This is a genomic window from Macrococcus brunensis, assembly GCF_004359615.1.
Taxonomy (GTDB): Bacteria; Bacillota; Bacilli; order Staphylococcales; family Staphylococcaceae; genus Macrococcus; species Macrococcus brunensis.
The window spans coordinates 32,896-52,319 of the sequence record NZ_SCWA01000014.1 but is presented as its reverse complement, the minus strand read 5'-3'; the positions used below and the strand labels follow the sequence as shown (position 1 = coordinate 52,319).

The window sequence follows — 19,424 nt, the reverse complement described above, 5'->3', positions numbered from 1 at the left end:
TGACCTCCTTAGCATAGTCATCAGTATACAGAAAAAAGAGTCGCCTTCATACAAGGGGGAAACGAATTATCCGCTGTTCTTAAATAGGAAGAAAGCGAATGGACGTTCACAAAAATGTCAAAAAGTAATGTGGTTATAATGATGATATTCTTCTTTAAGATTGCTTAACGCTTTGAGCGCTTGCTGATTGTAATCACTATTTTCAGCTGTTAGTTTTTCCTCAAGACGACCGACAGCTTCCTTAAGTGATAAGTTATAATCAGGAACCTCTCCGTCGTATGGTTTAAGTAGATTAGGATGCACGATGCGTTTTTCTTTAAAAGCGAGCGCTTTACGTTCATGGAAGAAAACATCGGTCTCACCAGGCGCATGCAGGTCTCCTTGTTTAGGGTGGTGGACAACCGCAAGGACTTGAACGAGTGCCCCATTCGGATGTTCTCCAATCTCTTCTACTATATAGCGTCCTGTTTTGAACGGGAGTTGATAATACATATTCATCATCCTTTATGTTAATATATTATGGTAATTATCATATCACGAAGGAGTGTTCATCATGACACAATTTCCGCAATTAAATACTGAGATTGCAGAAAACGAACGCGCAGTTAATTTAGTAACTTCAATGGGAACAATGAAAATCAAGTTATTCCCTGAACTTGCTCCTAAAACTGTTGAAAACTTTATCGGCCTTGCTGAGAAAGGTTATTACGAAGGAATTACTTTCCACCGCGTCATCAATGATTTCATGATTCAAGGTGGCGACCCATCTGGTACAGGTATGGGCGGCGAAAGCATCTACGGTGATTCTTTTGAAGATGAATTCTCGATGGAAGCATTCAATCTTTACGGCGCACTGTCAATGGCAAATGCTGGACCTAACACAAATGGTTCTCAGTTCTTCATCGTTCAGATGAAAGATGTCCCAGCTCAAATGTTATCACAATTAAAGCAAGGTGGCTGGCCAGAAGAAATCGTTGATGCTTACGGTGAAAAAGGTGGTACACCTTGGTTAGACCAGAAACATACTGTTTTCGGTCAAGTTATCGAAGGATTAGACGTTTTAGAAGCCATTGCTGCTGTTAAAGTAGGACCACAGGATAAACCGGTTGAAGATGTAACAATTGAAAAAGTTGAAATCCTCAAGTAATCCCGAGTAAATCAATAAGTCATGAAATGTTCATGACTTATTGATTTTTTTTAATTATAGCGTGCTATAATTTTTAGGGATTAGGAGATGATGAATCATGATGGAATTTCTATATTTTCCGGAAAATAAAATGGAATATATCCCTGCAGTCATTACACTGGCTATTTTTATGATACTGGCATACGTTACATTCCGTTATTTTAGAAATCATGCTTCAAAAGAAGAAGCAAAGATGGAAGCATTCGAACAGGATGTCCTGAGAAAACTTGAGAACAAGGAACTGAAAAATGAACGCAGTATTTAATATCGAACTTTATAAATTACTTGCAGACTGGAATCCGATGCATTTCGAAGATCCGACGATGGGTGACCATGAAATCTATGACTGTATGGACCTGATTCATCAGAAAAAGAGCAGAGAAGAAACGATTGAAGGCATTCAGTCCATTTATCGTTATGCGTTTGATAGTGCACCAGCTGAAGCAGACGTGAACCGGGTTCTTGACCGTGTCGAGCTGCTTAACCAGACGTGCGAACTCTAGTTACTTCCGTCCTCTTTATGATACACTGATAGTATTGATTAAAGAGGTAAAGGAGGGATGATGATGACGAAATATCACAAGGGTCAGTTCGTCAAAGTGAAAGTCACGGGAATCCAGCCGTACGGTGCATTTGTAGAAACTCTGGACCACGTTGAAGGACTTATTCACATCTCAGAAGTCATGAACGATTATATCCATAATTTAAACGTCTTCTTATCAGTAGGGCAGATTGTGAAGGCAAAAGTACTTGATGTGTCGGCTGATGGTAAACTCAATCTGACACTCAAAGAGAATGACTATTTCAGACGTCAGGAACGAAAAAAAGAAAAGAAATCTGTTCTGGATGAAATCAATCAGGAACAGACGATTGGTTTTGAATCACTGCGGCAGAAGCTGCCAGAATGGATTAACAAATCAGATAAATATTAAGGACATAACTGAATATAGGTCATGTTCTTTTTTTGTATGTTTAACCTAAAATAAGCATAAATATTTTTCTTCACAATTTATTGCAAAGGACTTGAAAGTAAGACACTTTTTGTTCATTATTAAGGATGTAAGGGTTTTCTATGAACCTAATTTTAGGAGGGACAATAATGATTCCATATAAACACGAACCATTTACTGATTTTACTGTTGCAGAAAATCAGGAAGCAATGAAAAAAGGCCTTGAAACAGTTAATAACTACTTAGGTCAGGACTATCCACTGATCATTGGTGGCGAACGCATCATGACAGAAGATAAAGTTCGTTCATACAACCCATCTAAAAAAGATGAAACAATCGGATATATCTCTAAAGCAACACAAGAACATGCTGAAAAAGCAATGGCTGTCGCTAAAGAAACATTCGAAACTTGGAGAAAATCTTCTCCTGAATTCCGTGCAGACGTATTATTCCGCGCAGCTGCAATCATCCGTCGCCGCAAATGGGAATTCTCAGCACTTCTGATTAAAGAAGCAGGGAAACCTTGGAACGAAGCAGATGCTGATACAGCAGAAGCAATCGACTTCCTTGAGTTCTATGGCCGCGAAATGTTACGTCTTAAAGACGGCGTTAAAGTAGAAAGCCGTCCAGGTGAATTCAACCGTTATGATTATATTCCATTAGGTGTAGGTGTTGTTATCTCACCTTGGAACTTCCCGTTCGCAATCATGGCAGGAACAACTGTAGCGCCGCTTGTAACAGGTAACACAGTACTTCTTAAACCATCTTCAAACACATTAGTGGTTGCTTACAAATTCATGGAAGTGTTAGAAGAAGCGGGTATGCCTAAAGGTGTTGTTAACTTTATCCCAGGTTCTTCACGTGACATCGGTGACTTCATTGTTGACCATGTTGACACTCGTTTCATCTCATTCACTGGTTCACGTGATGTAGGTGTCCACATCTATGAACGCGCTGCAAAAGTACACGAAGGTCAATTAAACCTTAAACGTGTAATCGCTGAAATGGGCGGTAAAGATACAATCGTTGTTGACTCAGAAGCAGATCTTGAACTGGCAGCTGAATCAATCGTGAAATCAGCGTTTGGTTTCTCTGGTCAGAAATGTTCAGCCTGCTCACGTGCTATCATCGTTGAAGATGTCTACGATGAAGTAGTGGCTAAAGTTAAAGAAAAGACAGAAAAATTAACAGTGGGTAATACTGAGACAAATGAACACTTCATGGGTCCAGTTATCGATGAATCTTCTCTTAATAAAATCAAAGAATATATTGAAATCGGTAAACAAGAAGGTGAACTTCTTGTCGGTGGTACAACAGACGAAGAAGAAGGTCACTTCGTTCATCCAACAGTCTTTGTTGGACTCAATCATGATGACCGCATCATGCAGGAAGAAATCTTCGGACCTGTTGTCGGTATCGCTAAAGCGAAAGACTTCACAGAAGCGATTAAATTCGCGAACAATACAGATTACGGTTTAACAGGTGCTGTTATCACAAATAACCGTGAGCATTTAGAAGAAGCACGTCGTGACTTCATGGTAGGTAACCTTTACTTCAACCGTGGCTGTACAGGCGCAATCGTTGGTTACCAGCCATTCGGTGGCTTCAAAATGTCAGGTACGGACTCTAAAGCGGGCGGTCCTGATTACTTAGTCCTTCATATGCAAGGTCGTACATCATCAGAAATGCTTTAATAAAAAAACTACAGTAGTGCTTTTTGAGCACTACTGTTTTACTAAAAGGGGATTATTATGACTAAATCAACTGAAATCATTGAACAGACAAATCATTACGGCGCACCTAACTATCATCCACTTCCGATCGTTATTTCTGAAGCTGAAGGTGTCTGGGTAAAAGATCCTGAAGGCAATAAATATATGGATATGTTATCTGCTTATTCAGCAGTTAACCAAGGTCACCGTCATCCAAAAATCATCCAGGCTTTAAAAGATCAGGCCGATCATGTGACACTGACTTCTCGTGCATTCCATAGTGATCAGCTCGGACCATGGTATGAAAAGATCTGTAAACTGGCAGGTAAAGATATGGTACTGCCGATGAATACAGGTGCTGAAGCAGTTGAGACTGCGATTAAGGCGGCACGTCGCTGGGCATATGATGTCAAAGGTGTAGCGAAAGACCAGGCAGAAATCGTAGCGATGAAAGGTAACTTCCACGGTCGTACAATGGCTGCAGTTTCTTTATCAAGCGAAGCAGAATATCAGCGTGGTTATGGCCCGTTGCTTGGCGGCTTTAAGCTTGTAGACTTCGGTGATATCGAACAGATTAAAGCAGCAATTACACCGAACACAGCTGCAGTTTTACTTGAGCCTATCCAAGGTGAAGCGGGTATCAATATTCCTGCTGACGGCTTCCTGAAACAAGTGCGTGAAGTTTGTGACGCTAATAATGTTCTGTTTATTGCTGATGAAATTCAGGCAGGTCTTGGTCGTTCTGGTAAACTTTTCGCGACGGACTGGGATAATGTCAAGCCTGATATGTACATCTTAGGTAAAGCACTTGGCGGCGGTGTCTTCCCGATTTCATGTGTATTAGCTGACAAAGAAATCCTTGAAGTCTTCAATGCGGGATCACACGGTTCTACATTCGGTGGTAATCCACTTGCTTGTGCCGTTTCTATCGCAGCACTTGATGTCTTAGTTGATGAAAAATTATCTGAGCGTTCACTTGAACTGGGTGAATACTTCAAAGCAGAACTTCAGAAAATTGATAATCCAATCATTAAAGAAGTACGCGGTAAAGGACTCTTCATCGGTGTTGAATTAACTGAAAATGCTCGTCCATACTGTGAACAGTTGAAAGAACTAGGTCTCTTATGTAAAGAAACACATGACACAGTGATCCGTTTTGCACCACCTCTTATCATTTCTAAAGAAGAACTTGACTGGGCGTTAGAACGCGTGAAACAAGTATTTGCTAAATAGGTTGGTAGCGTTTTCAAAAAATATGAGTTAAGCCTTTTATTGTGAATTAAATATGTTACAATAATTGAGAACTAAAGTATTGAAAAAGAGGCGAAGAGGATATGGCAGAGCACGAAAACTTAGTAAAATCATCACAGATCATCATAAAAGATGCACTTGATAAATTAGGTTTTGATGAGGGAATGTACGAATTAGTGAAGGAACCGATGCGTTTATTAACAGTACGTATACCGGTCCGTATGGATGATGGGACAGTGAAAACTTTCACTGGTTACCGTGCGCAGCATAATGATGCTGTAGGTCCCACTAAAGGGGGCGTACGTTTCCACCCTGACGTAGATGAAGATGAAGTAAAAGCATTATCAATGTGGATGACATTGAAGTGTGGTATCGTCGACTTACCTTATGGTGGGGGTAAAGGCGGTATCGTCTGTGATCCTCGTCAGATGAGTATTCATGAGGTAGAACGTTTATCACGTGGTTATGTCCGCGCGATTTCACAGATTGTAGGACCGACTAAAGATATTCCAGCGCCAGACGTCTTCACTAACTCACAGATCATGGCGTGGATGATGGATGAATACAGCAAAATGGATGAGTTCAACTCACCAGGATTTATTACAGGGAAGCCGATTGTACTGGGTGGTTCTCAAGGTCGTGACCGTTCTACAGCACTTGGTGTAGTCATCGCGATTGAAGAAGCAGCTAAACGTCGAGGTAAAACGATTAAGGATTCACGTGTTGTTATCCAAGGGTTTGGTAACGCAGGTAGCTTCTTAGCGAAATTCCTTTACGATGCAGGTGCTAAAGTCATTGCAATCTCAGATGCACACGGGGCACTTCACGACCCAAATGGATTAGACATTGATTATTTACTCGATCGTCGTGACAGCTTCGGAACAGTCACTAATTTATTCGAAGATACTATCTCAAACAAAGAATTATTTGAACTGGACTGCGATATCTTAGTGCCGGCTGCAATCTCTAACCAGATTACAGAAGACAATGCACATGATATTAAAGCGGAAATCGTTGTAGAAGCGGCTAATGGCCCGACAACGATGGAAGCGACTAAAATCCTGACTGAACGCGGCATTCTGCTTGTTCCGGACGTACTGGCAAGTGCAGGTGGCGTCACGGTTTCTTACTTCGAGTGGGTACAGAATAATCAAGGTTATTACTGGACTGAAGAAGAAGTAAACGAAAAGCTACGCGAAAAATTAGTGCGTGCATTCGATAACATCTACTCTCTTGCGCAGACTAGAAATATTGATATGAGACTTGCTGCTTATATCGTCGGTATCAAACGTACAGCTGAAGCTGCACGTTACCGCGGATGGGCATAATATAAAAGGACTCCTTTTGGGGTCCTTTTTTTGAGCAGTTTATTTCTTAGTTTGAGGTGAACCGTCTACAATAGAAGTACTTATTAGAGGAGGTTTATGATGAATTCATTTACATTTTACAATCCGACACAGCTTGTGTTCGGTAAAGACAGTATCGAAAAACTGCCACAAATGATCAGTCAGTTTACTGAAGGTAAAAAAATACTGGTGACTTATGGCGGCGGCAGCATCAAAAAGTCGGGACTACATACGAAAATTATGAATTTACTGGCAGACTACGAAGTATATGAATTCGGAGGCATTGAACCGAATCCACGTCTCTCTACAGTGAAAAAAGCAGTAGCGATTGTTAAAGAAAAAGAGATTGATTTTATCCTTGCTGTAGGGGGCGGCAGTGTCATTGACGGCACAAAATTAATTTCTGCTGCAAGCAAACTGGACAACGATCCATGGGATATCGTGACGCGTAAAGTCACACCGACTGCAGTAGTGCCATTCGGTACTATCCTGACGATTTCTGCAACAGGCTCTGAGATGAACTCAGGATCAGTGATCACAAACTGGGAAACGAATGAGAAGCTAGGCTGGGGTTCGCCTCTTGTCTTTCCTAAATTCTCACTGCTGAACCCTGAAATTTTGTATACATTACCTGAAAATCAGACGGTAAACGGTATCGTCGATTCAATGAGTCATTTGATCGAACAGTACTTCAATGAAGCGGATAACAGTGCGATTGGCGATGCGATGATTGCCGGTGTGATGAAACAAATTATGTCAGCAGGACGTACTGCCTTATCACAACCGGATAATTACGAAGCGCGTGAGACATTAATGCTCGGCGCGACAGTCGCTTTAAACGGCTTTATGCGTATGGGTTATAACGGTGACTGGGCAACGCACAACTTAGAACATGCTGTCAGTGCGGTACATGACATTGCCCACGGTGCAGGACTAGCGATTCTATTCCCGGCATGGATGAAGTATGTCAGTCAGCATCAACCTGCGCGTTTTGCACAGTTTGCAGAAGATGTCTTTGACGTCGATCAGAATCTTTCTGAAAGTGAGAAAGTTGAGGCAGGTATTAAAGGACTTGAAGATTACTGGCAGTCTATCGGTGCACCGAGCAGACTCAGTGATTTTGAGATCACTGCAGAGGATTTTGAAACCTTTGCAGATAAGACCTTATTCAATGGACCATTCGGTAACTTCTATCAGTTAGATAAAGAAGCAGTGATGGAAATCTATAAGCTCGCTGAATAAGTTAAAAGGGAAGGCACTATAAGAGTGCGTTCCCTTTTTTGAGTTGTGCTAACACAGCCTCTGTGCCTGTACATCCATGTGCAATATAGGTCGCACCTTTCTCCTGCGCCACTTTCACGAGCTCCTTAGCAATAAGGGGGCGGCTCAAGGCAGAGACGAGCGGATAAGTCTGCTCATACAGGCTGTTTCCTTTAATGGCGTAGCTTAAATAATCCTGAGCAAACGTTTCTACTTTATCGAGCATGATTGATTCTGAAGCGCCTACCTTTAAAGCTTTCTCCTTAATAAGTGTCAGATCTTTATTTTCTCCGACATTCAGGCAGCAGGCGATGACCTCATAGCCTTGATCGACTAACCACTGGATAGCGACACTAGTATCAAGACCTCCGGAATAGGCAAGTACAACTTTTTCAGACATAAATAAAACCTCCATACAATTTTATAAATATTAATAATAATGATTTATTATTCAATAAAGACTAACACATTATATTGTTTTAGCTCAAGTATTTTTATTCTAATTTATGAATATATATTATTTTTAATCATGTTGATGGCGAATATTTTACGAGTGGCGCCGACTACGCCACTCACGGACATAATCCAGATTGAGTGGCGTCAACCGCGCCACTCGCGGGCCAAATTCTATTTGAGTGGCGCTAACTAGGCCACTCGCGGGCAGAATCCTATTTGAGTGACGCTAACCGCGCTACTCACGAACAGAATCCAGTCTGAGTGGCGTCACCTAATTCAATCAATCTGTTACCAAATCGCCATATTCTCGTTCTACATTCATTGAGAAGTCCATAAGTTTCAAGTAAAATGAAAGGGAATTCAATTACAGGAGGCTATTCAGATGACACATATCAAATTTGATTATGAAACAGCTCTAACATTTCTCGGCCAGCACGAACTGGATCAGATGAGAGACCTTGTCAAAAATACGCATCATACCATTCACGAAGGTTCAGGTGCCGGTAGTGACTACCTAGGATGGGTAAACCTGCCCGAGGATTATGATAAAGAAGAGTTTGCACGCATCAAAGAATCTGCAGAAAAAATCAAGTCAGATAGTGAAATCCTGCTTGTCATCGGTATTGGTGGTTCTTACTTAGGAGCCCGTGCCGCTATTGAGATGTTATCAGGTACATTTGATAACTTTGCACCTCAAGAAGGTCGTCCGCAGATTATTTTTGTCGGTCATCACCTCTCTTCAACTTACGTCAGTGACCTGATTCAGTATATCGACGGAAAAGATTTCTCAATCAATGTCATTTCTAAGTCAGGCACAACGACTGAACCGGCTGTCGCATTCCGTATCTTCAAGAAAATCTTAGAAGAGAAATACGGCAAAGAAGAAGCTAAATCCCGTATCTATGCGACAACTGATAAAGCGAAAGGCGCTCTTAAATCACTGGCAGATACAGAAGGATATGCAACGTTTGTTGTACCGGATGATGTCGGTGGCCGATACTCTGTTCTGACAGCTGTAGGCTTACTGCCAATAGCGGCAGCAGGTATCTCAATCGATGAGATGATGCAAGGTGCAGCAGCTGCTCGTGCAAATCTCTCTAGCTCAGAACTTGAAGATAATATCAGCTATCAATATGCAGCGATTCGTAACATTCTGTATAACAAAGGCTACACGATTGAAATGCTGGTCAACTATGAACCAAGCCTGATGTATTTCAATGAATGGTGGAAACAGTTATTCGGCGAATCAGAAGGTAAAGACTTTAAAGGCATCTATCCATCAAGTGCGAATTTCTCTACTGATCTTCACTCACTTGGCCAGTATGTTCAGGAAGGACGCCGTGATATCTTCGAGACTGTCGTAAAAGTCGCATCACCACGTGCTGACATAACGATCGAGAAAGACGAAAACGACTTAGATGGACTGAACTTCTTAGCTGGTGAAACACTGGACTTCGTTAACACGAAAGCTTTCCAGGGTACGCTTCTTGCTCATACTGATGGCGGTGTACCGAACTTAGTAGTGGAAGTACCTAAACTCGATGCTTTTACTTTTGGTTATCTTGTATACTTCTTCGAACTCAGCTGTGCAATGAGCGGTTATCTGCTCGGTGTGAATCCATTTAATCAGCCGGGTGTGGAAGCATATAAACAGAATATGTTCGCACTCCTCGGGAAACCTGGATTTGAAGATAAGAAAAAAGAACTTGAAGAACGTCTCAATCAATAATATTCATCAGAAAACCGCGTATAGCGGTTTTCTTTTTATTTTCAGGTGGATAGTATAAACTAGTAATAAATACTTAAAAGAAGGTCAATTCATGTTTCATGATTTATTTACACCTGAGACGCTGCAGTTCTGGGTAGAACAGCATCCGCTATGGGGCTTGTTTCTCGGTTTTTTCCTGCCTTTTGCTGAAGCCTTTCTGCCTGTCCTGCCGATTGTGGTATTTGCCGTAGTGAATGCCAATGCATTTGGGCTGCCGCTCGGATTTTTTCTGACTTGGTCAGGTGCTGTATTAGGCGCTTATGCTGTCTTCATGGTTGTCAGGCGATATGGTCAGAGTCGTTTCGTTAAAAAACTGAATCGTCATCCGTATGTTGAAAAAATGATGTGGCGGATTAATGAGCAAGGCGTCATACCCCTTTTTGTACTGCTCTGTTTTCCGTTTACCCCATCGTTTTTGATCAATATTGTCGGCGCACTATCTAACATTAAGCAACGTCATTATTTACTGGCAACGATGACTGGAAAAGCGGTTATGCTTCTGCTTCTGAGTTACATCGGTTCTGATTTAAGATCATTTATTACTCAGCCGCTTAAGTCTGTTGCCGTGATTGTGATACTTGCTGCACTCTGGTTCATCGGTAAGAAAGTAGAAGCGTATTATCATGCGCATGGGGGCCGAAAATGAAGAAATGGCTCTGGACTATCATCAGCTTTCTCATCTTCCTCGTGATTTTTCGTTCTTTTCTTCTGACATCGTACATAGTGGACGGCCAGTCCATGGAACCTGCACTGCCGGACGGTGAACTGGCATTTGTAAATGTGATAGGTGATGTCGTAAAGCCTGTAGAAACCCATGATATTATTTTTTTCAAAGTCAACAATCAGACGTTTGTCAAAAGAGTGGTCGCAACGCCGCATGACTATCTGTCTGTTCATCGTCAATATCTGTATGTCAATGGAGAAAGGTATTCAAAGCAGCGTGCAGATTATCAGGACCTGCTGAATATCAATGGACAATACGGGCAAGTCCTCCCTGAAAAATGTTATATTGTATTAGGAGACAATCTGAAAGAGAGTGTCGATTCAAGAACATTTGGCTGTGTGAATGAAAATGAGATTATAGGTAAAGTCATAGGTCACTTTGACCTGAAATTTAATGAATGAGGTGTCTTGTTTGAAAAAGGAGATTTTTGAGTGGCTGATTGCGATCATTGTTGCGGTCGCACTTTACTTTGTCATCCATCAGTTTTTATTCTTAGTTTATACGATTAATGGAGATTCGATGCATCCCACACTGAAAAATGGTGAGAAGGTCATCGTCAATAAAATAGGTTATACAATCGGAGAGATACATAAAGGTGATGTCGTTGTCTTCCATGCGGATAAGACAGATGATTATGTTAAACGCGTTATCGGTACAGGTGGCGATAAAGTCAGCTATAAAGACGATGAGCTCTATGTCAATGGTAAGAAAGTAGATGAGCCTTATTTAGATGAAAATAAGCTATCTAAGACAAACGTTCAGCTCACTGAAAACTTCTCTGTGAAGGATATTACTTCTCCGTCCGTAGATACGATTCCAGACGGTAAGTTACTTGTCCTGGGTGATAACCGTGAAGTCAGTAAGGATAGCCGGTACTTCGGTCTGATTGATGAAGATCAGGTCGTCGGTGAAGTAGCGCTTCGATTCTGGCCGTTCAATGTATTTCATTACAATTTTGATCCAGCTCAATAAGAACCAAACACTTTTTATATCCGTATAAAAAGTGTTTTTTAATAAGGGGGATATTATGTCAGTTCAGTTATTACTCGGTCGACGAGGCAGCGGCAAAACACATCGCATCATGGAATCGGTTAAAAATGCGATCCGTGAAGTGCCGCTCGGAGATCCGATTATTATTATCACACCGAAGCAGAGTACTTATACTTTTGAACAGCAGTTAGCCCGTGACCCTGAAATCAAAGGGAGTCTTCGCGCCTCAGTATACGGTTTTGACCGCTTATCATGGCGTATTTTAAGTGAGGAGGGCGGCCTGACTGAAGATATGATCTCAAGCTCCGGCGTTGAGATGCTGGTGCATATGATTTTAAAAGAACAGCAGGAACATTTAGAGTTGTTCCGTTCATCTGCACGTTTTTATGGTTTCAGTCAGAAAGTGACAGAAGCCATCAAAGACTTTAAGAAGTATGATGTCAGCGCAGAGATGCTTGAAAACTTCAGTATGGACGATTCATTTCCAGTCAGAACGCAGCACAAATTACATGATATATCATTGATATACAAGCTGCTTGAGACTGAACTTTCGGGACATTACACACAGGCAGAAGATATCCTGCATTTTCTTTATGACAGAATCCCGAATTCTGAAACGATTCGTAAAGCTGATATATATATCGATGGGTTTCATAACTTTACTGCACTTGAATACCAGGTCATTCAGCAGCTCGCTAAATATGCTAAATCAATGACGCTGACATTGACGGTTGATTTATCAGCCATGAATGAAACGTTCAGAAAGACATTTGAGACCTATAATTTACTGACAGAAACCTTTCATGCAGCGGATGTCACCGTGCATGTTGAGCAGCTGGCGGACACTGCACGGTTTAAAAACCCTGCGCTCGCTCTGATTGAAAAGCAGTTTGATGCGCTCCTCCCTGCAACAGGTCAGGCAGAAGGTATGACGATTAGTGAAGCGGCCAGTATGCGCAAGGAAGTTGAACATGTCGTCAGAACCATCCATAGACAGGCACGAACAGGCCGTTATCGTTATGCGGATACAGCAGTCCTTTACCGGGATGACAACTATATCAATCTCTTTAAAGAATATTTCTCAAAATACCATATTCCATTTTATACAGACAAGAAAGAACAGATGATTCATCATCCGGCAGTCGAACTGGTGCGCTCTTTACTCGATTTCATCAGTCAGCCCTGGCAGACGGAGCATCTGTTCAGAGTATTAAAAACGGGACTTCTGTCGCGCCGTTTTGATATGGAGAATGATCAGCTGCTGATTGATATGCTTGAGAATACAGTCATAGAACGCGGACTGTCTTTTAATCGCTGGCTTGAAGACGCGCGGTTCTTCTATGATAAGCGCAAACCATACGGCGAAGAAGAATGGCAGCAGATGAATCAGTTCAGAACGTATATCACACCGCTGATGACCCGGATTCTGAGTCTTCAGGATGTGACGAATGCGCATGATTTTGCGCTCGAGCTCTATCAGTTTTTAGAAGAAATTAAGCTGCCTGATTATTTGATGGCTGAAAAAGACCGACTTGCTAAACAGGGTCTGAATAGTGAAGCACTTAACAACGAGCAGGTTTATACAGGTATTATCAGTCTTTTAGATGAACTGGTGGAGATGCTTGCAGATAAAGCGACCGACTTTCAGACGATGAAGGACATGCTGGATGTCGGTCTGACGACGCTTGAGTTTTCCAGTATCCCGCAGGCACTGGACGAAGTACAGCTTCTCAATATGGATCTTGCGCGTATTGAAAACACGCCATGTGTCTTTGCTGTCGGATTCAATGAGGATGTTCTTCCTAGAGCGAATAAAGACAATGCACTGATCACGGATCAGGATAAATCATTTGTGGAAGCAGCAGCTGACGTCAGACTGGCGCCATCAAGTCTTGCGTTGACAATAGATGAAAGTTTCGTTGCGTATCAAGTGCTGACCCATGCGTCAGAAGCGCTGCATATCACTTACAGTCTGATGGATGAAGGCGGAAGTGCGAGACAGCCGTCCAGCTACATCAGTCAGCTGAAGGCCATATTCCCTGACCTTAAAGTAAGGCATCTAAGCGCTGAACAGGACCCGGAAACGTTAATTGAAACGATTGCAGCTGGCGTCAGTCACGTTATTGAACAGCAGGATAATCCTGAATGGCAGTATGTACAGGAATGGATGAATCAGTTTGCTGTCTTCCGCAGCATCATCAGTCTGCGGGATTATCGTAATCAGACTGTTCAACTGGATGAAGCGCGGACACGAAAAATATACGGTAACGAAATCAAGGCAAGCGTTTCTAGATTTGAGACCTATAACAATTGTCCATTTAAACATTTTGCAGCACACGGGCTTGCACTCAACATCAGACAGCCCTTTGAGTTCCAGAACTTCGAGCTCGGTAATATTTTCCACCATGCACTTAAAATGATTTCCGAGGAAATCAAGGACAGAGTTGTCACAATGGATAAAAAAGAGCTGCAGCAGTACGTCGAAGTGACCTTGCAGAGTCTAATTCCGGATGTTCAGTACCAGGTGCTTTATTCTAAAGCATATTATCAGTATATGGTGCGTCAGATCACTAAAATTCTGACAGAGACTCTATCTGTTATTCAGCTGCAGCAGTCCCGCACACATTTCCGCATGTCGCGTTTTGAGCAGAGTTTCTCAGGCGATCCAGTACGAAAAGAACAGTTCCGGGCAGCTAAAATATATACGGAGCAGGGTGTGCCGATTTCTATCAGAGGACAGATTGACCGCATTGATCTTTTAAAGGGAGATGACCGGGATTATGTCAGTATTATTGACTACAAATCGTCTGGACATGCGCTTCATTTAAACGAAGTTTACTACGGGAAGCAGATGCAGATGCTGACTTATATGGATGTTGTGCTGCAAAATGCTGACCAGCTGACGCCGCATACGCTGGATCCAGCGGCGATGCTTTATTTCCATGTTCAGCAGCCCTATCTGAAGTATGGACTTAAAAAGGAGACTGCTGAACATGCGAAGCGCTATATTGAAGCTTATAAGCTGGAAGGATTTGTCGTGGACGATCTGGATATAGCTGCAAAACTGGATACTGAACTGGAGGCAGGCGTTAAATCGAGTGTCATTCCAGTCACTATGACAAAAAAAGGTGTTTTCGACAGTCGATCAAAACGTCTGTCTAAAGAAGAGATACATGCACTCATTGATATCAATAGAAACAATTACGTCCAGACAGCGACTGCAATTATGGACGGTGAGACTAAGGTAGCACCACTTGAATTCAATAAGCAGCTGCCTTGTCAGTTCTGTAACTTCAGGTCAACGTGTCATATCGATCCATTAGTCAACGGTGACGATGTCAGACATGTCGATGAAAAGATAGATGTCAAAGCACTTTTGAAAGGAGAGACAGATGAGAACTAAACCAATCGATGCCCAGTGGACAGATGCACAGTGGCAGGCCATTATAGCTGGCGAGTCAGATGTCCTCGTTGCAGCAGCAGCGGGAAGCGGTAAAACAGCTGTACTTGTCGAAAGAATTATCCAGAAGATTATTCATGAAGAGATGGGACTGGATGAACTTCTCGTCGTCACATTTACAAATGCCAGTGCCAAAGAAATGAAGGAAAGAATCCATCAGGCGATCAGGCGGGAAGTCATCAACCATCCGACTGATCATCTCAAAGAACAGCTTGTTAAAATCCATGCCGCCGAGATTTCAACATTGCATAGATTTTGTCTCAATCTGATTGAACAGTATTATTATACGATAGATTTAGATCCTGTATTCAGGACGGCGAGTGATGAAGAAGGAACACTTCTTTTGATGCAGTCACTCGATGAAGTCATGGAGAAGCACTATGAATCGCCAACTGATGCTTTTCTGAAGACGAATCTTCATCTGTCAAGCGACAGGAGTGATCAGTCTCTCCGGGATGCAGTACAGAAGCTCTATTATTTTGCAGTGGCAAATCCAGCACCGAAAGAATGGCTGATGCACCTGCCGGACCTTTATAGAGAGATATCACTCAGTCATCCGATAATCGAAGCGATGCAGGCATCTGTCATTACAGAAGTCAAACGTGCACTGACGCTTTTCAGAGAGGCGGCAGCTGAACTGGATAGTCCGGTCTACGAAAAACAATATTTAAAAGCTGAAGCTTATATTGATCAACTGGAGCAGATCAGCGGAGATTATACGGCACTCTATCACCGTCTGACTGAACTCGAAAACTGGTCGACGCCGCCTTTCAGATTTAAAAAAGATCTTGAAGATATGCGTCTTGATGCGGATGAAGAAGATCGCATTAAAGCACAGTTCAATCAGGCGAAGGAAATTTTGAATGCGGTTAAGACAGATTATTTCTTCGCGTCGCCTGAAGACATGATACAGGACTTACATGAGATGGCAGATGAGATGACATTGCTCGGTCAGCTGACGAATGAGCTGATTGAGACATTCAGCCGTAATAAGCGTGAGCGGAAGATACTGGACTTCACAGATTATGAACATCTGGCGCTTGATATTTTACTGAAAAACGGACAGCCGACGCCGATTGCCCTTAACTTGCAGCAGAAGTATCAGGAGATTCTGGTCGATGAGTACCAGGATACTAACCGCGTGCAGGAAACGATTCTGCAGAGCATCAATAACGGGCATCTATTTATGGTAGGGGACGTCAAGCAGTCCATTTATAAATTCCGTCAGGCAGAACCCGGTCTTTTCCTTGATAAATATAAACGTTTTGATGGAACAAATGGGCAGGTCATCGATCTATCACGTAACTTCCGTTCACGGCGTGAAGTGATTGAAGACACGAACGGCGTGTTCAGCAGAATAATGGACGAGGCAGTCGGTGAAGTCGATTACGATGAACGCCAGCAGCTGTACTTCGGTGCAGCATTCGATGACGCGCCTCATCAGACGGAACTGAATGTCATCATCAAGAATGATGAACCGCTCGAGAGTGAATGGATCGCCCGCAAAATTATGGATATAGTCGCGCATGGCGAAGTTTATGATAAAAAACAATATCGACCGGCGTCTTTCCGAGATATTGTCATCCTGCAGCGGCAAGTCTCAAATACTGCAGCACTGCAGCAGACCTTTAAAAAATACGATATTCCGTTTCATGTCAACAGCCGTAGCGGCTATTTTGAAACAGATGAGATACGGACGATAATCAGTCTGCTACGCATCATTGATAATCCGCTGCAGGATAATCATTTAGTTGGTGCCCTGCGTTCACTCCTGTTTCAGTTCAATGAAGAAGAACTCGTCGACTTGAGACAATCCAGCCAATATTTTTACCAGGATATGCTGGAGTACGCAGACACTTACCGGACCCCCCTTGCTGAAAAAGTAAAACACTTTATCAAGTTGCTGGACCATTATCGCAGTGCAGCCAGAACGATAGGTGTCAGACAGCTGCTTGAAATGATTTATGAGGAACAGTATGTCGTCGAAAAATTCTCAATGCTCGTCGGTGGTGAGCAAAGACGCGCCAATCTGTTAGGACTGCTGGCTAAATCTGAGGATTTCGAACGCTCAAGCTACAGGGGTCTGTTCCAGTTCATCAGATATGTGGACAATATGATTGATAAAAATAAAGATTTCGGTGAAGTGAACATCTTATCTGAAGAAGCGGATGTCGTCAGACTGATGACGATTCACTCGAGTAAGGGACTGGAATTCCCGTACGTCATCTATTCAGAGCTCGGTAAAAAATTCAATATGATGGATTTATCAGGAGCTGTCATCCCTAATCAGAAGCTCGGCGTTGCGATGACTTATTATGATCAGACGCATCATTACAGCTATCCGACGCTTTTCAGTCAGTACTTTAAGAAGGAAGGACGCCGCGAGAGCATCTCTGAATCAATGCGACTGATGTATGTTGCGTTTACACGTGCGAAAGAGCAGCTGATTCTGGTCGGTTCTGCGACAGAAAAAGAACTTGAAGCGTGGCAGCAGCAGGATGCAAAAGATGAGTTTTTCAGACTAAATGCGACGAAACCACTTGAACTGATTGTGGCAACACAGGCACTGGATATGAAGATTATTCGTGAGTTGGATGATGTAACGCATGACGCAGTGGTCACTGATACCATTACAACACCGCGTTCACCTGACTGGCTCGTTGAAAGAGCAGATTATCAGTATCCTTACCTTGAACTCAATAAGCTGCCGACGAAAGAGTCTGTCTCAGATATTAAGCGTCAGACTGAAGTCGATGATGATGCGACCACCTGGACACTCGTCAACCAGTATCAGCTGGAGCGTGCGAGCTACGAGCGGCCAAAATTTATGTCTGAAGTGAAGAAGACGGCAGCAGAACGGGGTACACTGATGCATACGGTCATGCAGCATTTTCCATACGATGGTGCTGTTAAAAATAAAGCTGATATTGATAGTCTGCTGCAAGCGCTCATTGATAAAAAAATCATCTCAGAAGATGATAGCAGACTCATCGATCAGGAAGCGCTTATTCGTTTTTCTGCGTCAGAACTATACCAGAAGATGTCTGAAGGAGAACGCTATACTGAATTACCGTTTGTTATCGGCAAATCCTATCTGACGGGGCAATTGATAGAAGGAGCGCCGGTCGAACCGCTTGTTCAGGGGATGATTGACTGTGTCTATAAGCTTGAGGGGCAGTACTACTTTGTCGATTTTAAGACAGACCGTCTGATTCCGAGACTGGGCGGCTCTATGCATGATGCAGCACTAGAGGCGCGAAAACGATATGCGGTTCAGATGTATTACTATCAGAAAGCTCTTGAAGAAATGCTGAAACAGCCGGTTAAAGGCTATCTTTATTTCTTCGATTACATGGAACTCGAGGTTGAATCATGAAACATGTGTTAGTGTTAATCGGTTTACTAGCTTTAATATTAGAAGGCAGCCTGAAAATGGCGCACCCTTTTATGATGACGGTACCTGCTGAATACTTTGAGCAGCCTGAACGCTCGACGTTCCTGCTCACTGTTATTCTGGCATTTGGGGTTGGACAGGCCGTTATTCCGCTTGTCTTGAAACAGATAGACGTGTCTATACGCATGATTTCCATGATCATTGCGTTCGGATTATTAGATAAATGGCTGTTCAGCTCGATGGGCTATATACTTGCACTCGGTCTTGGACTACTGCTTGCACGGTTAATCAAAAAAAGCTGGGTGGGCTATTTGCTTCTTGGTATCGGCGTTTTTATAGTCGCAGTCCCTTTGCTGATTTTATTCTTTTCAAGTGAAACCTTTATGGACGCGGCAAAGTTCCAGGAGATTGTCTCACTTTACAGGTCTCATGACTATTTAAGTTATGTGACGCATAGCTTGATGACGGATTACAGAGTCATCATTGCGACGGCTTTATTTATCATCACGCCTTTACTGCTGATTGATTTCAGCAGCATGAAGTACAGAGTCTTACCTGGAATTGTCCTGTTTTCTGCCGGTACGATACTGAAGACACTGATGACCCAGACGGAATCTGTTCTTGCTTTCTCTATATTGGCCATGATCGGTGGCCTTCTACAGGGGATTGCGCTTTATCTGATTCTGCGCGGGACTGCTAAACTGGCTGTTGTACCCGCTATCATCATTAGTTCCCTTATGATGATGCTTGCCTTTACAGCGCTCGGTATCGGAGACTATAAAAATCTCGCAGTAGAAGTGGTTCTGATGCGTGGCGTCGTGATATTTGTTGTCGCTGTCATTATCTATTTTGTATTTCAACGGAAAATGCATGCGAATAATTCAAATATTCTGTATAATGAAGAACAAACATAGAAGGAGTGACCAC

At 42.6% G+C, this 19,424-nt stretch carries 16 protein-coding genes and 2 pseudogenes; 16 read left to right on the top strand and 2 right to left on the bottom strand.

Annotated elements, in window-relative coordinates:
* Positions 1-117 precede the first annotated feature (117 nt).
* Positions 118-492: a sporulation phosphorelay system protein KapB gene (kapB, locus tag ERX27_RS08365; protein WP_133432385.1), complete on the bottom strand. Its 375-nt coding sequence runs from the start codon at positions 490-492 to the stop codon at positions 118-120.
* A gap of 61 nt (positions 493-553) precedes the next feature.
* Here kapB and ERX27_RS08360 point away from each other — a divergent pair, with 61 nt between their 5' ends.
* The 8 genes from ERX27_RS08360 (at position 554) to ERX27_RS08325 (ending at position 7,687) form a co-directional block, all read left to right on the top strand.
* Entirely contained in the window at positions 554-1,147 is a 594-nt protein-coding gene (locus ERX27_RS08360; protein ID WP_133432384.1) for a peptidylprolyl isomerase, read from the top strand.
* A 97-nt stretch (positions 1,148-1,244) separates the two neighbouring features.
* A complete protein-coding gene (locus ERX27_RS08355) occupies positions 1,245-1,451 on the top strand; it encodes a hypothetical protein (protein ID WP_133432383.1) in 207 nt (68 codons plus the stop codon).
* On the top strand, positions 1,435-1,689 hold the full coding sequence (locus tag ERX27_RS08350; protein ID WP_133432382.1) for a DUF1871 family protein: 255 nt from the start codon (positions 1,435-1,437) through the stop codon (positions 1,687-1,689). Before ERX27_RS08355 ends, ERX27_RS08350 begins: the two co-directional genes overlap by 17 nt.
* Positions 1,690-1,749: 60 nt before the next feature.
* Positions 1,750-2,118, top strand: a complete 369-nt coding sequence (gene ygs / locus ERX27_RS08345) for a S1 domain-containing post-transcriptional regulator Ygs (RefSeq protein ID WP_208001775.1) — start codon at positions 1,750-1,752, stop codon at positions 2,116-2,118.
* 167 nt (positions 2,119-2,285) lie between these two features.
* Complete coding sequence (gene pruA, locus ERX27_RS08340) at positions 2,286-3,830, top strand: L-glutamate gamma-semialdehyde dehydrogenase (protein ID WP_133432380.1); 1,545 nt, start codon at positions 2,286-2,288, stop codon at positions 3,828-3,830.
* A gap of 57 nt (positions 3,831-3,887) precedes the next feature.
* On the top strand, positions 3,888-5,081 hold the full coding sequence (locus ERX27_RS08335; RefSeq protein WP_133432379.1) for an ornithine--oxo-acid transaminase: 1,194 nt from the start codon (positions 3,888-3,890) through the stop codon (positions 5,079-5,081).
* A 101-nt stretch (positions 5,082-5,182) separates the two neighbouring features.
* The gene (locus ERX27_RS08330) at positions 5,183-6,427 is read left to right on the top strand and encodes a Glu/Leu/Phe/Val family dehydrogenase (protein ID WP_133432378.1); all 1,245 of its coding nucleotides are present in this window, start codon (positions 5,183-5,185) and stop codon (positions 6,425-6,427) included.
* Between the two features lie 99 nt (positions 6,428-6,526).
* Positions 6,527-7,687, top strand: a complete 1,161-nt coding sequence (locus ERX27_RS08325; RefSeq protein ID WP_133432377.1) for an iron-containing alcohol dehydrogenase — start codon at positions 6,527-6,529, stop codon at positions 7,685-7,687.
* 64 nt (positions 7,688-7,751) lie between these two features.
* On the opposite strand, the pseudogene ERX27_RS08320 reads toward ERX27_RS08325, so the two are convergent.
* A pseudogene (locus tag ERX27_RS08320) lies at positions 7,752-8,105 on the bottom strand (argininosuccinate synthase domain-containing protein); the annotation flags it as partial.
* A gap of 438 nt (positions 8,106-8,543) precedes the next feature.
* Between ERX27_RS08320 and ERX27_RS08315 the strand changes: the two are divergent.
* From ERX27_RS08315 to ERX27_RS08285, 8 genes and pseudogenes are all read left to right on the top strand, one after another.
* The gene (locus ERX27_RS08315; RefSeq protein ID WP_133432375.1) at positions 8,544-9,890 is read left to right on the top strand and encodes a glucose-6-phosphate isomerase; all 1,347 of its coding nucleotides are present in this window, start codon (positions 8,544-8,546) and stop codon (positions 9,888-9,890) included.
* A gap of 91 nt (positions 9,891-9,981) precedes the next feature.
* The gene (locus ERX27_RS08310) at positions 9,982-10,575 is read left to right on the top strand and encodes a TVP38/TMEM64 family protein (RefSeq protein WP_133432374.1); all 594 of its coding nucleotides are present in this window, start codon (positions 9,982-9,984) and stop codon (positions 10,573-10,575) included.
* A complete protein-coding gene (gene lepB, locus ERX27_RS08305) occupies positions 10,572-11,054 on the top strand; it encodes a signal peptidase I (RefSeq protein ID WP_133432373.1) in 483 nt (160 codons plus the stop codon). The genes ERX27_RS08310 and lepB (ERX27_RS08305) overlap by 4 nt, the downstream gene beginning before the upstream one ends.
* 10 nt (positions 11,055-11,064) lie before the next feature.
* Positions 11,065-11,625 (top strand): signal peptidase I, encoded by a 561-nt coding sequence (gene lepB / locus ERX27_RS08300; protein WP_165983135.1) that lies wholly within the window; start codon positions 11,065-11,067, stop codon positions 11,623-11,625.
* A 55-nt stretch (positions 11,626-11,680) separates the two neighbouring features.
* Positions 11,681-15,046, top strand: a complete 3,366-nt coding sequence (addB, locus tag ERX27_RS08295) for a helicase-exonuclease AddAB subunit AddB (protein WP_133432371.1) — start codon at positions 11,681-11,683, stop codon at positions 15,044-15,046.
* Positions 15,036-17,696, top strand: a pseudogene (gene addA / locus ERX27_RS08290) (helicase-exonuclease AddAB subunit AddA); the annotation flags it as partial. The gene addB and the pseudogene addA, both read left to right, overlap by 11 nt.
* Complete coding sequence (locus ERX27_RS11650) at positions 17,676-18,479, top strand: PD-(D/E)XK nuclease family protein (RefSeq protein WP_424960617.1); 804 nt, start codon at positions 17,676-17,678, stop codon at positions 18,477-18,479. The pseudogene addA and the gene ERX27_RS11650, both read left to right, overlap by 21 nt.
* Positions 18,476-19,411 carry a hypothetical protein gene (locus ERX27_RS08285; protein ID WP_133432369.1) on the top strand — a complete coding sequence of 312 codons (936 nt, stop codon included), beginning with the start codon at positions 18,476-18,478 and terminating at the stop codon, positions 19,409-19,411. The genes ERX27_RS11650 and ERX27_RS08285 overlap by 4 nt, the downstream gene beginning before the upstream one ends.
* The last annotated feature ends 13 nt before the right edge of the window (positions 19,412-19,424 follow it).